This window comes from Methanosarcina horonobensis HB-1 = JCM 15518 (assembly GCF_000970285.1).
Taxonomy (GTDB): domain Archaea; phylum Halobacteriota; class Methanosarcinia; order Methanosarcinales; family Methanosarcinaceae; genus Methanosarcina; species Methanosarcina horonobensis.
The window spans coordinates 4,093,610-4,109,137 of record NZ_CP009516.1 but is presented as its reverse complement, the minus strand read 5'-3'; the positions used below and the strand labels follow the sequence as shown (position 1 = coordinate 4,109,137).

General features: G+C 45.1%; 8 protein-coding genes. 2 read left to right on the top strand and 6 right to left on the bottom strand.

What is annotated here, in order from left to right:
• Positions 1–98: 98 nt before the first annotated feature.
• From MSHOH_RS17905 to MSHOH_RS17880, 6 genes are all read right to left on the bottom strand, one after another.
• Positions 99–1,829, bottom strand: a complete 1,731-nt coding sequence (locus tag MSHOH_RS17905) for an ABC transporter ATP-binding protein (protein ID WP_048141726.1) — start codon at positions 1,827–1,829, stop codon at positions 99–101.
• A gap of 97 nt (positions 1,830–1,926) precedes the next feature.
• Complete coding sequence (locus MSHOH_RS17900) at positions 1,927–3,516, bottom strand: hypothetical protein (RefSeq protein ID WP_048143616.1); 1,590 nt, start codon at positions 3,514–3,516, stop codon at positions 1,927–1,929.
• Between the two features lie 13 nt (positions 3,517–3,529).
• Positions 3,530–7,387 (bottom strand): cobaltochelatase subunit CobN, encoded by a 3,858-nt coding sequence (gene cobN, locus MSHOH_RS17895; protein ID WP_048141724.1) that lies wholly within the window; start codon positions 7,385–7,387, stop codon positions 3,530–3,532.
• Positions 7,388–7,396: 9 nt separating this feature from the next.
• The gene (locus MSHOH_RS17890; RefSeq protein WP_048141723.1) at positions 7,397–9,136 is read right to left on the bottom strand and encodes a WD40 repeat domain-containing protein; all 1,740 of its coding nucleotides are present in this window, start codon (positions 9,134–9,136) and stop codon (positions 7,397–7,399) included.
• Between the two features lie 4 nt (positions 9,137–9,140).
• Positions 9,141–10,670: a PQQ-binding-like beta-propeller repeat protein gene (locus tag MSHOH_RS17885; protein ID WP_048141721.1), complete on the bottom strand. Its 1,530-nt coding sequence runs from the start codon at positions 10,668–10,670 to the stop codon at positions 9,141–9,143.
• A gap of 38 nt (positions 10,671–10,708) precedes the next feature.
• On the bottom strand, positions 10,709–11,302 hold the full coding sequence (locus MSHOH_RS17880; protein WP_048141720.1) for a hypothetical protein: 594 nt from the start codon (positions 11,300–11,302) through the stop codon (positions 10,709–10,711).
• Between the two features lie 354 nt (positions 11,303–11,656).
• Here MSHOH_RS17880 and MSHOH_RS17875 point away from each other — a divergent pair, with 354 nt between their 5' ends.
• Positions 11,657–13,414 carry an S-layer protein domain-containing protein gene (locus MSHOH_RS17875; RefSeq protein ID WP_048143615.1) on the top strand — a complete coding sequence of 586 codons (1,758 nt, stop codon included), beginning with the start codon at positions 11,657–11,659 and terminating at the stop codon, positions 13,412–13,414.
• A gap of 18 nt (positions 13,415–13,432) precedes the next feature.
• Positions 13,433–15,493, top strand: a complete 2,061-nt coding sequence (locus MSHOH_RS17870; RefSeq protein WP_048141718.1) for a putative cobaltochelatase — start codon at positions 13,433–13,435, stop codon at positions 15,491–15,493.
• The last annotated feature ends 35 nt before the right edge of the window (positions 15,494–15,528 follow it).

Here is a 15,528-nt window from a genome sequence, read left to right as displayed (position 1 = left end):
CTGTACCACATTATACTATCACTTCAGCGTTTCTACGGGTCAGCGTTCATCACTTCAACAATTATCGCTTCACACTCAACTTTTTAGCTTTTTACCGCTTAACATTTTATTACTTCAGGACTTCTATGAGCCAGCGTCTCTACAAGTTCCGTAATCGAATAGGCATCAACTCCAAGGTAGTTGGCAATTTCAACAACTGGAGGCTGGGTGAGGGATGCTTTCCTGAGGATATCTATATTCTTTATCACATCTCTTCCCTTTCCATCCGCTATAATCTGGCCTTCGTTCATCACAAGAATTCGTGTTGCATAGAGCATTGCAATTTCGATATCATGAGTACAGAATACGAGCGTTGAACCTTTGTTTTTAAAATAATCCATCATCTGTTCTATATTCACCCTATCCTGTCCTGTTGTGGGTTCATCAAGGAGTATAAGTTCAGGGTCTATGGAGAGTACCGAAGCGACAGCTGTCCTTAATCTCTGCCCTCTGCTCAGTGACTGGGGAAGATCCTGCCTGAGATGGAAAATTGACATGGCTTCAAGAGAAATTCTTACTCTTTTTTCTATATCCTCAAATTTTAACTGAACAGGCCCAAAACTTGCCTCCTCCTCAGCTGAATCGCAGAAAAGCATAAGGTCAGGGTTCTGGAATACGAACCCAATCCTGCCAGCAAAAGAGTATGGGTTTTTTGACCTGACGTCCTCTCCAAAGATTTTCACACTTCCTTTGTATGGTTTAAACATGGCTGCAAGGTTCAGAAGCAGGGTTGATTTGCCTGACCCGTTTGTGCCCATAACTGCAACTCTTTCACCCCTGCGGATTTCCAGATTTATGCCTCTAAGCACCATCTTATTTTTATCATAGCCGGACCATAAATTCCGGATCGAAATCAAAGGTTCGGAATTTTCTATAGAGCAGCCTGAGGAATTGACTTTTTCTTCCGTGCCAGGAAACTTTCGATAACTTTTCGTATTTTCTTTAAAGTTTTCGGTATTCAGCACGGCAAATGTTTCCTCTGCACTGAAGGGACTCGCCTTTATTCCCAGGGTATGGCAGAGTTCAATGGGTTCGGGAACCCGAAGACCCAGCCTGTGAAAGACGTCAAGCTGGTCAAAAGCTTTTGAGGCGGGCTGGTCAAAGATTATCTTTCCGCTGTCCATTATGACTACCCTATCTGCAAAGGGCATAAGCTCATGTAGCCTGTGCTCAACCAGCAGAATGGTTATCTTCAGCTTCCTGTTAAGTTCTCTAACAGTGTTCAGGATCTCCCTGGTGCCTGCGGGATCCATCTGGCTTACGGGTTCGTCCATGGCAAGGACTTCGGGCATCATCGCAAGCATACTTGCAATGCAGATTCTCTGTTTCTGTCCCCCTGAAAGTGAATTTGTGGAATCAAATCTGTGTCCGGACATCCCTACCATTTTGAGGGCTTCTTCTACCTTTTTATCAATCTCTGGCCTCTCAAAACAGAGGTTTTCAGGCCCAAAGGCTACCTCGTCTTCAACGGTCGTAGAAAAGATCTGGTCATCAGGATTCTGAAAAACAAGGCCGACTCTCCTTGAAATCTCCGTCTGGTTTGAATCTCCGGTCTCTATCCCTGCTATCTTTATTTTGCCTGAAAATATCCCTCCGGACTCATGGGGAATTATGCCGTTCAGTGTTTTCAGTAAGGTGCTCTTCCCGCAGCCCGTAGGTCCGGTCAGGAGAACAAATTCTCCCTCTTCTATTTTCAGGTTGACCCCTTTTAAGGTCGGTTCCGATCTCCCTGGATAGGTGTACCACAGGTCTTTGATTTCTATCACAGTACCGCCTTTACTCTGCCTCATTGTACCACCTTATTCCGCCTCATTGTATCGTCTTATTCTGCTTCCTTGTACCATCTTACCCGGCCTCGTTGCACCAACCTTAATCTGTTATCCACTTTTATTCTGCCACCTTTTTCAGCCTGTTTCCGAGGCTTATTCCAAACCATGCGCCTATGAAAGTGTAGAGGAATCCGTCGATCAGGATATTCGCCATTATGTACCAGTTGCTGTAAAACAGCCTGTAAAGCACCATCCATACACTGAAAGAAACGTATCCGCCAATCATATCGGCAATTCCGCAGACCATACCCACCTTGAACCTGTTTTCCGGATCTGGACTTTTGCCGGTTATGCCTGCAACATACATCATTACCTCCAGAACCACAGCGCTAAGAGACAATGTTATAAAAGTGATCGGAGTAAAGCTTCCTGTTATAAAACCTCCAAGAAGGAACCTGACCATCATAAAAAGGCTTACAACTCCGGGTTTTGGGATCAGGACAACAAGAGATGCAATGAGCATGTAAAGAAGGATCTCATAAAAGAGCCCTGTAAACAGGAAGCTGAAAGGTCCGAATATAGCATGGGAAAGCTCCCACAGGATTGTCATTGGCAGGTTTATGGCTGCAAAAGAAACGGTGCCAAAAAGGGATATTAACACAAGGTTGCGGGTCTTAAACCTGTCCATTATCTCCTTTGACCTTGAGAAAAAGAGGCTTACTGCGGTCAGTCCGAGTAAAGTGGAAGCGAATGTAATCATTATAGGTCCCCATTTCCTCGAGACCGCGGTTATTTTCTGGTCCCTTGTTACTGCAACCCAGTCACTGCCCGTGAGTTTTACCTCAACCCTCAGCAGGTAGTCTCCTCCCATCGCATTATCGGATATATAGAGGGGAAGGCTTACCAGTGAACTTGAGCCCGGAGGAAGTGTTAATGCGGCATAGCAGAAGGTATCTGAGTTCATTCCCATGATGGTGGGCTTGAAGGCTTTTACGGGTTCTCCGGTCTTGATATCAAGGATGTTATAGGTAACTACAACAGGGACTGTACTGTCTCCTTTATTGGTGACTTCCACTCCCATAAAGGTTGAAGTGAATTCTTCTCTATCGATCTTGAGATCCGTGATCTTTAGCAGCTTTTTGAGAGCAGGCGACGTTTCCCTGATAATCAGAGTATTGGAAGGATGACTGGGGTCACCATATCCGTCCTCATCTGACGGTATCATCAGTCCGGAAATTGTAATCTCGTTTGTGATTTCCTCTTTTGAAGCAACCCTGAAATGGGTTCTGCGCACAATAGCATGCTTACTTCCATCAACATCAATAACTGCAGTTGCAGTTATGTTGTAGGTTCCGGAAGGCAGATTCTGGGGAATATAAATATCCACCAGCCTGTACCAGTCCTCATATTCGGTCTGAAGTGAAAATGAATGGACAGAGGCATCCTGGGGTATAAAGCCTTCAGGTAAATCGAGTTCCAGTGTTACATTCATGTTTCCGTTATAATAGCTCTCAAAAAAAACATATGCTGAAAGGTTGCTGCCTCCGACTGCAAGCCCGCTCCCTTCTACGCCATGTGGGACCTGAAGCATGAATGCGGTCATCTCTTCAGGTTCAAAATCCTCCTGTGCCCGGGCTGCTCCAGGCTGTAAAGCAAGTACCAGTAAAAGGAGGAGAAAAGCTTTAAGGAGCAAATCTGTGTTTTTCATTCCGCAACCTTTCTCACTTGAGGATTTTTCGGATTTCCTGCATCTTCTTATCCCAGTCAGGGACATCTTCAAAGCTCACGATGTCCACAGCCCCTCCCTGAAACTCTCCTTCTCCTGCCAGCTCCTCAATCCAGCTCTCTATTTCAAGGTAGGAGTTTTTCAGTTCTTCCAGAAGTTCAGGGTCCGGGTCCCAGAGGCCTCTTGACTGCGCTTCAAGGAGCCGGCGTGCCATCTCTTCAAGGGCATAGGGGTTGTTTTCTTCAAAGAACCTGCGCATTTCTTCATCGAGCACGAATGTCTTTGTTATATCATCAAAGATCCAGTCGTCCACTTCCTGCGTAGAAGCTTCCCAGCCGTAGACTCTTCCGACTCTCTTCGAAATGTCCTGTGCACCTTTATACCCATGCTGTTTCATACCTTCGATCCACTTCGGGTTTAAGAGCCTGGTCCTTACTACCCTGCGCAATTCGTCAGCCATGTCCCGGACTTCAACGTGCTGGGGTTCCCTTGTGTCTCCGAAATAAACCCTTACATCTTTTCCGGAAGCCTGCTTTGCAGCAGCGGTAAGCCCTCCGTGGACCCCAAAGTAACAGCAGCAGCCCAGAAGGTCGTACTCATCACTGACCACTTTGTTAAAAGTAGCATCAACTGTTTTAAGGCTTGAAGCAAGCTGGGTATGAGCTACCTTGCCTTTTACATCTTTTCCGTACGCATAACCGTTCCAGTAAAGGAATATATCTGCCAGGTCCTTTTCGTCCTTCCAGGCACTTGCATAAACTGCAAGCTGTACTCCTGCCGAATAAGTACCGGGTTTGCTTGAGAAAATCCTTAAAGTAGATTCTCTCGAATTCGCTCCTTCTCCAATCATCCGAAGGCTGTGCTTTTTCGGGTAGTTCATCTCCTCAGGTTCGTCAAGAGAGGCTACAGCCTGGATAGCCTCGTCTATAACCTCCAGACAGTTAGGGAAATTGTCCCTGAGGATTCCTGAAACCCTGACCGTAACATCAATTCTGGGCCTACCCAACTCTTTAAGCGGAATAATTGAGAACCCTTTAAGATGCCCGTTGCTGAGCCAGACCGGTTCGACCCCGAGCAGGCTCATCATCTGTGCCATGCCTTCTCCGTCAGCCCACATAACATCATTTGCCATCCAGTAAAAGCCAACATTTTCAGGGTAGCGGTTCTCGTCTCTAAGGTGCTTGTTAATCAAAACCCCCGAAAGTTGCTGTCCAACTCTCCATGCAGCTTTTGTCGGAACCCTCCTCGGGTCAAGCGAATAAAAGTTCCTGCCTGTAGGCAGTACGTCCTCTCTTCCGCGCATTATAAGCCCGGAAGGGCCGGCAGGGATGTATCCTCCTTCAAAGCCATGCAAAAGAGCTTCAATCTCAAGAGAGGCATCAATTCTTGACTCAAGGTCGATAATTCTTTTACAGATTGCAGCAGCTTCCTGAGAAATGACAGGATTTATGCCCTGTCCTGTAACATTTTGTTCTGTAAAGTTCTGCCCTGTAAAGATTTCTCTGATTATCGAGGGCGGCTCTTTTTCCTGATTATTTATGAATGTCCTGATAAAGTCTTTTGAAAGAGAATCAATTTCTTCAAGCCTCTGCCCGTTAGATTTCCCATTCTCTGAAATACGGCTCTGGTCAGAGAGCAGTTCGTCAAGATCAAGCCCCAGAAGCTCTGCGATCAGCCTTCGGATGGAAACCCTGTTTCCCACACTTTCCCGGTCATCATACCTTAAAATGGAGTTTATGAACTCAACTTTTTTCTCGCCTTCAGGAAGCTGTCCGAAGATGTGCATTCCGTGATGGATCTGGCTGTTCCTTATCATTCCAAGGGCTTCATGCGCTTTTTTTATAATTTCATCAAAAGGAGTTTCGTGGTCGGCTTTAATCTCGGAGTCAAGATTCGATTTTTTAATCTCATCAAGGATCAGGTGCTTTAAAGCATGCGTCCTGCCTTTATCGTGTTTTACCTGCTCGTATTCTCCGAGCAGCCTGTCAAGTTCTGCAAGATTTTCATAAAGCCCCCCTGCGGTCATAACTGTCTGCATATGGTCGATCAGGCAGGCAAGGCTCCGGCGTTTGGCAATCGTGCCTTCGGGAGGGTTATCGGAATTGTAAATATAAAGGTGAGGAATCGTTCCAATTCCTATGTCAGGATAACAGTCCTCCGAAAGCCCCACTCCTTTTCCGGGCAGGAACTCAAGGTTGCCGTGTGTCCCTACATGCACGAGCACGTCGGCTCCAAAGGTGTTCTCAAGGTACCTGTAGGTCGCAAGGTACTGGTGAGTTGGAGGGACATCAGGGTCGTGAAGGATCTTGCAGACCTTTCCGTCACACCTGGCACCTGCACATCCGCGCTTTGGCTGTACGCAGACCACAGCATTTTCATACTGAACCCCTGTGACAACTATCCTGTTTTCGTAAACCATTGCAGCAGGGATGCCATTGACTTCTTCTCCGGGAGGGTTACCCCAGCTATCAATTATCCTCTGCCTTACACCCGGACTCAGGGTGTTGAAAAACTTCTCATATTCTTCTTTTTCCACAAAAGCGAGAGCTCCCCCGTTCTTTACTATCTCGTTTATGGGAGTCCATCTGAATTCGGAAATTGCTTTTCTGCTAAGGATGGTCTCAATAAGATCTTTTCCGTTCAGGGGCGGATTGACATCATAGCCTGCCTTATGCATTCGGTTCAGGATTCTGGCCATACTTTCAAGGGAATCAAGGTTTGCAGCATCACCTACCGAACCTTCAACCCCTGTACAGGGCCTGTTATGAAGGATAAATGCAACTTTTCTCCGGTTAACCGGTTTTTTCCTGAGTTCTATCCATTTCAAAACTCTTGATGCAAGTTTTGAGCAGCGGTCCTGGATAGGAAAACGACTCATGTAGTCTCCTTCCACTTTGCCCGCACCTATTATTATAGGCTCGATCCCGCCCTCAAACTCGGGCAAAGCCACACTCCAGCCGATCTCAGTGCTTAACCCGTTAGATTCCTGCCACTGCTCAACGGTCATGTAGTGTGAAATTACGGGCTGGAACACAGGAACATCAAGTTTTTTCAATATTTCTATGCCCTTTGCTGCGCATGAAGTATCTCTTTCTTTCGCCTTGCTGCTGGCAATAAAGAAAGGAGAGAGTTTCACAAGGCAGTCTATAACTGGTCTGCCGTCTTTTATAAAATAAGATTCCATGACCTCCTCCATGCTCCTGCTTCCCAGCTCTTCATCTTTCAGAGAGTACGCAAAAACAGGAATAACAGAAAGTCCTGAGTTTTCAAATTGTTTTATGAGAGTTTTCTCAATCTCAAGTTCATTGTTTACCCAGGAAGTCCTTGAGATGAGCATCCCTACGGTTTTATCCTTCAGAGGTCCGTACCAGTTAAGGTACTCCTGAAGGTTTGAGAACATTTCTCCTGCACCCGGGTGATAGATCCCGTCCCAGGGTATTTTTTTCGGAGGTTTTGCTTCTATTTCAGCCCCGAATACCTCTTTTAAGAGGTATCTGAGCATGCTGCCAAAGTTTTCTTCCCCTCCATAGATCATGTATGAAAAACAGGTGGCTGCGATCTCGAGTTTTACCGAAGAAAGAGTGAAACTTGAGGGGTTGCTCCCTACACAGATTACAGGTATCCTTGTTTTTAGAGGTTCAAGCCTTTTATAAAAATCTTCCCAGAAAGGATTGGCTATATGGTAGAGAAAAATAGCATCAGCATGCTCGCACGCGGAGAGCACGCTTTCAGCTTCTTCGGGTCTTTCTTCCAGGATTTTTGAGTAGTAAGCCTCAAGCTCAATTCCAAGCTCCTCTGCTGCCCTGAGAAGGGTGGGAATGTAGGAATTCCAGGTTACTGAAACAATTTTCATACTTTCCCCTCAGGTAAGAACATGCACTTTATATTCTCCGAGCACGGTCCCGTCCTCAAGCCTTCCAGGAGCTTCGAGGGCTGCAATATACCTGCCGTCAGGCGAGATATCGGCAGAAACTGTGATCCCTTCCGTATTGTAAGTCTGGATGAGCCTCGAACTTGCACCTCCGCTTTTTGATACGTCAAAGACATATACTCCGTGTACGCTTCTGTCCTCCGTTACCAGGTTCTGAGCAAGCGGGATCACAAGATAGCGGTCGTTTCTTGCACACTCTCCTGCATAGCCGTCAATTTTCCATTTCCAGAGTAGGTTGCCTTCATAATCATAGGCAAAAAGGCTGTTTCCACTGGGGTGTTCAAACGGAGCATCCTTATTCTTGTCTTTGGAGAAGGTACTGCCTATCGAAAAGATCAGGGTATCATTGACAATGTAAGCATAATTCGCACTGCCGTAAATAGGGACTCCACTTACGACTATCGGGGTTGAGATGTTCTGCTCCCATGCTATTTCCGGGGTTCCGGTTTCGATGATCTCGGAATTATTGAATAAAAATGCCCTGCCATCGCTTGTCATTGTTATTAGCTTTTCCCCGTCAGGAGTAATCTGTGTGCTGTACCATATTGCAGAGTAGTCAAAAAACGGTTTAACCGGCTGGATCTGGTATCTCCAGTGTTCTTCTCCCGTATTTCCGTTCAGGACATGAACAGTGCCTTCTCTCCATTTATCTGTCTCTGTAAAACAGGTGGTGCCAAAGACAGCGTATTTCCCATCAGGGGTGGCATCAATCCATGTAACTCCCGAGTCCATGAGTTCGGATTCCGGGAATTTCCAGCGCAGATTGCCTTCGGAGTCAAAGGAATAAACCCGTCCCAGGTACTTGTATTTCTCACCAATATAGCCGCAGGCCCTGCTGGCAGCGACATAAATATTCCCTTCCGAATCAAGTTTTATCTTTTTCATAGCAGGCATGTACTTCAGGTCCGAACCAAGCTCTTCCCCTGCTCCAGATTTCCAGATTTCAGTGCCGTTAACGTCAAAACAATAGAGAAAAGCATCCGGGCTCTCTTCTCCCACAATAAGGTATTTTCCATCCTCCGAAAACTCTATGTCCGCGATTCTTGCATCGGCTATCCCTTTAACGAGCTGCTTTTCCCAGACCTTTTCTCCTGTTGCAAGCTTTATAAGTTTCAGAGAGCCTCCATGAGTCCCGACGGCAAGGTATTTGCTATCCGGAGAAAATTTCGCTGTTCCTTTTATATTTGTTGAGGTTTTTTCGATATCTCCTGGAGTTACGTCCTCAAGTTTTATGGTATATTCCTCTTTCAGAGCAGGTTTTCCCGGAGCATATACTTCAATCTCGCTTGATATCCCTGAGCCTGTTATTACCTCAAACCTGTACCGGGTTTCAGGACTCCAGTCAAAAGATGCAAAGGCCTGGTCTTCGGTTTTTCCAATCTCCATAGAAGCTATCTGCTCATTGTCTGAGTAAACCCTGATTTCCGAGATCTCTGCCTCACTTTTCAGGGTAAGCAGAGCTCCGGTTCTTGAGAAGACTACCGAGTCTATAAGCTTCCCTGCTCCGGAATTGCCTTCGGAGTTACCTGTCTCCTGCGTATTCTGCGAACTCTCTATCCCGGATTCCGAATCCTGAAATGATGCATTGCTATCGGACTCCTGGGTTTTTTCAGCACATCCGGAAGCCATTATAATTACAATAAGCAGGACTATCAAAGGTTTCCATTTCATTCTCTCACCTGACAATTATTAACCTGTGTTTTCCGGTTACATCTCCACTTTTGAGCTTCAGAGGGACTTCAACTGCAGCTACGGTACAGTCTGAAGAAATCGCAGCATTCACAACAACTCCTTCGGTATTGAATTTCCAGAGCAGCTTTGAATTCCCGTTCCCGGACTTCCGGGAATCAAATGCATGGATTCCGTGGAACTGAGTATTGCCTGATGACGTATCTTTTCCGACCGGCAGGACAAGGAACCTCATATCCGGAGAGAAGAAAATCCCTGTGCAGCGCCCTCCCAGGCTATAGGTCCAGGAAGTTTCTCCTGTCTCCACATCGCACGATACGAGAGAATTTTCAAGGGGATGGGCCATAGGGACATTTCCGGGATAATATGCAGGAAGAGTAGCTCCTGTCAGATAGAATATTTCACTTTCAGTCGCGATTTTTGCGTTTTCACCGTAAGTATAGATGACACTCCCTTCAAGCTCTTCCGGAGCTGTCACGTTGGACTGATATTTCTCAAAGTGCCACTCGGATTTGCCGTCTCCGGGTCCTCTCATCTCGGAGTCATAAAACAGGTAATTTCTTCCGTCTCCTGTATAGGCAGTTATCATGGATCCGTCGTCTGAAATATCAAGTCCGTGCCAGATGGCTGTAGATACAAAATAAGGTCTCAGAGGCGGGATTTCATATTTCCAGCGCAGATTTCCGTTTTTGTCAATGGAGTAGATAACTGCACCGGTTTCAAGGGAATTCGTCCAGTCCCCTGTTGAAAAAACCACGTTTTTTCCATCCTGGCTTGAATCAATCCAGTTTACACTCAGGTCATAATTTCCTGCCGCAGGGAGTTTCCAGGATAGAGTACCGTCAGGGCTGAACCTGTAAACTCTCGAAGCCAGCCCATACCCTGGATCTTTCCAGTATCTTCCTGCTGCAATGTATACAGCGTCATCAGCAGTTGTTATTCTGTATATGCAGGGCTGATTTCTTGGGTTCGTGCCGGTTCCCAGGTCATCTGCTGTCCTGTAGCTGCTGATTTCTTCCCCCGTGATGGCATCCATGGAATATATGTAGCCGTCAGTGCTCCTCTCTCCTGCAAGAAGGTACTTCCCGTCTTTTGAAAAAGAAAGGTCTGAGATATTTCCTTTGAGAGTTTTTTTCCAGAGCACATTTTTACCTGTAACGTCAAGAACAGTCAGGTTTTTTCCTGTCCCTACTGCTACATATTTTCCGTCAGCAGTATACTTTATGCAGTCCTGAACGTTTGACCTGCCTTCACTTATGTTTTCAGGAGCTACATCTCCAAGTTCATACTCCCAATAAAGGTAAGGTGAAGACTTTTCATAAGATGCCGTGTTTCCCTGATTCGGCTCACTGCCTGAGCTCTCTCCTGCACTTCCGTCGTCTTCATCAGAAGAAGCATTATCTGAAGATACGCTCTCGGAAGATATTATATCGGAAGATACACATCCGGAACATACTAAAAAAATAAGTGTAATAAGTGTAAATACAGGTATCAATGCTACATTGCTCTTTTTCATATTCGGGTTCCTCTGGCTTTCAGGCTTTTTCGATTAATTCATGCTTGGCTGTAAATCTTCAGGTCTGATATTCTCAAAATGTTCCTTTGCAGGACACTGTTGTCTCCAAAACCTGCGCTCAACTTTACAACCCTTACATTTTCAACGGGGCCGCAGTACCTGGTATAGTCTTCAGTAAGATCTCTTTCAACCAGACCCATCGGAATCCCGGCTATTACAATAGAAGGAGAAAATCGCCGCCGGCTTTCACTGTCCCGGTAAAACTCACCTTCAGACTGTGGATTTCTGCTCCCTGCTGCAACATAATAAATGGACTTATGGTCGCTGAATGTGACCTTTAACCAGAGGCTGAAGTTATCCGTATCCTGCCCGTTCCAGTTCCAGGAAATCCTTCCTGGAGACAGGCTTACGTTTTTATCCCATACTCCTTCTGCAGTCTGTGCAGAATTTTGAGTGTCAAGGTAAAGTGTGCTGTCTTCGCATCTGAGGAAGTCTCCTTCAAGCCCTGAACTATCTTCAAAATTTTCCTCATAAACTATCTTTTCAGTTGATGCTGTTTGAAAATAGAATATTGCCAGAACTGCAAAGAGCAGAAATGTAAATCCTATCACAGCACTTTTTCCTGAAGGCATAAAAAATATATCCATGTCTTGGAGTTAATAAATATTTCGAAATAAACTTTAATTTTACAAATATAGTCATACTTTTTTTAAATATATGATTACTAATTAGGGCTAATTCTAAAAATTATATTTACTAAAAAATGAATTCCAGATTCTCCTGACTTTTGTCTCACATTACTTTTCTAGTCTGTTCTTCCTGATTTTCACTATCTATGGGTTACAATGAATTTCCATGTTTCAAACGGAAAAGAAATGAAAAGTTTAATCTGGATTTAACTTTAATTTATTTTTTTCATGGACAACTTTTATTTTCAGAATATAAAATCGAAAAAGTTAATTAGTAATACTAAAGTTGCAATTATTATGGGTACTATTGATGATAATCATGTTATTTTACAAATCAAGCATGTAGTTTTTTTCCTACTTGTAGTTTTATGTATTATCATTCCTGTAGAAGGTGCTATTGAACAGCGAGGTCAGCTTATAAGCATTGCAAAAGGAGATCATCATATTCTCAATGCAGAAAACTGTTCGGGATTTTATTATTCAACCACCTCCGGGACATACTATGAGTCTCTTGAACTTACTTTTTCGGAAGACGGTTTTATTGACACGGGGGACGCAATTTATACTTCAAAAATCACTTCCGGTTCAACTGCTTTTTTCGGGAAGAAATACAAGGTTCTTGAGGACGGGATGCTCAGTGAAAGCCTTATCAGTTCCGGAAGCCGTGATCTTCAACGGGGGAATGATTTTGATCTCGGAAACGGCTGTAAACTGGTGCTTCAGGGTATAAACGGAAACTACGCCCTGCTTGAGCTCCAGAAAAATTCCACATCCGTTACTACGAAAACCGTAGAAGAAGGATCGAAGTTTAACTTCACGACAGAGGTCGACGGTACAGAATATGTGATCCTGGAAGGAACTCTGGAAAAGGTTCTTGACAGCAAGGATCCCATTGTGCGCCTTAAAAGCGTAAACCATTACTCGGATGTACCTCGTAAGATCGAAAAAGGAGATGAGTACGGCAAGTTCGAAGTCACTGCCGTTACAAACAAGAGTATCGAGTTGAAAAATAGCGCACCTGTAAGGATGCATCTCGCAGATTATGTCACCATCCTTGACGACCTGATTGATTTAAGGGTTGCTGATACTGTATATCGAGCGTGTTCTTACAACATGACCAAGGATACTATAACATCGTATAAAATCAGGGGAACTTCCCTGACTGTAAACCGTTCTGACTCCTCTCCTGATTCCTGCAACTGGACAGCTGATTCTTTTGGTATGCTCTTCTATGACCCTGAATACGACCTCAGTACCGAAAGCCTTGAGATGTCCCTTGATGCCGGAAACGACTGGATCCCTGAAGGAGGCCTGGTTTATGAATCCCTACCTGTTAAAATTGCATATAAAAACCCGGAGATGATGGATTATCAAGAAGAATGGTTCAATCAGGGATATTCCATGTTAGGTTGGGATGGTAAAAAATACGCGTATTTTGGCACTGATCAGGGAATTGTGAATATCCTTCTGGAAGAGGATGATAAAATACTCTATCCTGATGAAGAATATAACCTGAAAGAAGGATATACTCTGGAAGTTACCGATCTGGATTCGGATAATGCCTGCCTTACTCTTTCCAGGAACAACCTTCCGGTTTATTCAAGCATTATCTCTCCCGGTAAATCGGCTGATCTGGGAACTCACACTTTCCTCTACAAAAAAGAATTAAATGGTATTGAAGTGCCCCTCTTTTCCGTGTATGTCGACAGCGTCATGCAGGGAGGGGAGCTTTCTGCTGTTAGTCTGAAATATCTTCTGCATTTCTCTGACAGCCCGCTTGAATTGGGTTATGGAAAAAAACTTGGACAGCTCACTGTTGTTGAGACTTATCCAAAACTCAGGCTTGAAAATAAGCATGAGGTCTGGTCCGGTTCGGACATCAATGTAACTGAAGAAATCTGGATTGGACGGTTTGAAAAGAAGACTTCGGGGAATCTCTACGTGACCTTCTATCCTTACATGAATAAGGTAGAAAACGTGGAGTCCATCCTTCCATCCGTTTCAAGCTGGTCCATACCTGCCATAAGTGTTGAAGAATACCTGGTAGGAGTTTGAACTCGCTGAGGCAAAACCATGAGGAACCACAACACTGCTGTCTACCCTTTTACTGCTATAGTCGGGCAGGAGAGAATGAAAAAAGCCCTGGTCTTAAATCTCATCAACCCGAAACTGGGAGGAGTCCTTATCAGGGGCGAAAAAGGCACTGCCAAATCAACTGCAGTCAGGGCTCTTGCCAATCTCCTGCCTGAAATCGAAGTGGTTGAAGGCTGCAAATTCAGGTGCAATCCTGATAACCGAAATGAACTGTGCGAGGAATGCCTTGATAATCTAAAAGCCGGAAACCTGAGAGTTTCCCGGGTAAAAATGAGGGTTGTTGATCTGCCCGTAAGTGCTACTGAAGATAGAGTTGTAGGGACTCTTGATATCGAGCATGCCATCAAGAAAGGGGAAAAACGTTTTGAGCCGGGTGTGCTTGCAATGGCACACAGGGGCATCCTGTATGTGGACGAAATCAACCTTCTGGATGACCATCTTGTAGACGTGCTCCTTGATTCTGCGGCGATGGGAGTAAATACCATTGAACGCGAGGGAATCTCTTACTCCCATCCTGCGAACTTTGTACTCGTAGGCACAATGAATCCTGAAGAAGGGGAACTGAGACCTCAATTACTGGACCGCTTCGGTTTATGTGTAGATGTAAAGGGAATCAGTGATGTATCCAGGAGGGTGGAGCTTATAAAATACAGGCTCAGTTATGAGGCAAATCCTGAAACTTTTGTAGCAAACTGGCAGGCTGCTGAGACTGAGCTTTGCGGGCAGATCCTTAATGCAAAGCAGTTACTTCCTGAGGTCAGGATTTCGGATAGTATGCTTGAGCTAATCAGCCAGATCTGTGTTGATCTGGGAGTTGACGGGCACAGGGCAGACATCACAATGATGAAAACCTCAATCACTCTTGCGGCTTTTAACGGGAGGACCGATGTCTTTGAAGAGGATGTAAAAGAAGCTGCAGAACTGGTGCTTTCTCACCGCATGCGCAGGAAGCCGTTTGATTCCCATTCCGATAAACAGGATAAGCTGGACGAAAGCATTGAAAATCACAGGGAAAAACAGAAAGAAAAAGAGAAAGAGAAAAATAAACATGAACAGCAGAAAAAGGAACACGAGGAAGATAAGGAGAAGCAGCATAAAAGACCCGAAGAACAGAAGTCGGAGCGCTCACAAAACCAGACAGATGAGCGTCCGGACTCCTCTTCGGAGACTATTTTTGCTACGGGAGAGAGCTATCAGATAAAACAATTGACACCTGAGTTTCTCAGAGCTGATCGAAAAGGTTCAGGCAGGCGCAGTAAAACTTTTACCAGCTCCAAACAGGGCAGGTATATAAAGAGTACAATTCCCCATGAAAAAACCTCGGATCTGGCTTTTGATGCTACCCTGAGGGCAGCTGCTCCCTACCAGATTACACGGGAAAAGAACGGAAATTCCATAATAATTCACGAATCCGATTTCAGAAAAAAGATCAGGGAGAAAAAGATCGGTAACCTTGTTCTCTTTGTGGTGGATGCAAGCGGTTCCATGGGAGCTAGGCAGCGTATGGTTGCGTCCAAAGGAGCGGTCCTTTCAATGCTCATGGACGCTTACCAAAAAAGAGATAAAGTCGGACTTATCGCTTTTAAAGGAGAAAGTGCGGAACTGTTGCTGCCTCCTACATCCAGTATCGAGCTGGCCCAGAAGTATTTGCAGGAGATGCCCACAGGAGGGAAAACGCCTCTTTCCCGGGGCCTTGTAAAAGGGTATGAGGTTATAAGAACCGAACTCCAGCGTGATCCTGATACCTGCCCTTTTATGGTTCTGATCTCTGACGGAAGGGCGAATGTAAGTATGAACGGAGAATCTCCTCTTCAGGAAATAAAAACAGTTGCCTCCAGGTTAAGGGAGGAAGGCATACAATCTGCCGTAATCGATACGGAAAGCAGTATGATAAAATTCGGGCTTGCACGGCAAATCTCTGCAGCCCTTGGAGCCACTTATCTGACTCTTGAAAATTTAAAAGCAGATTCTATAGTTAATGCCGTTCGGGCTTCAGCCCCATTTGATATCATGCCGCCTTCAGGCGGTTTTTCAGTCTGAATTTCTTGAGGATACCTGTTTTTCAGGTCTGGCTG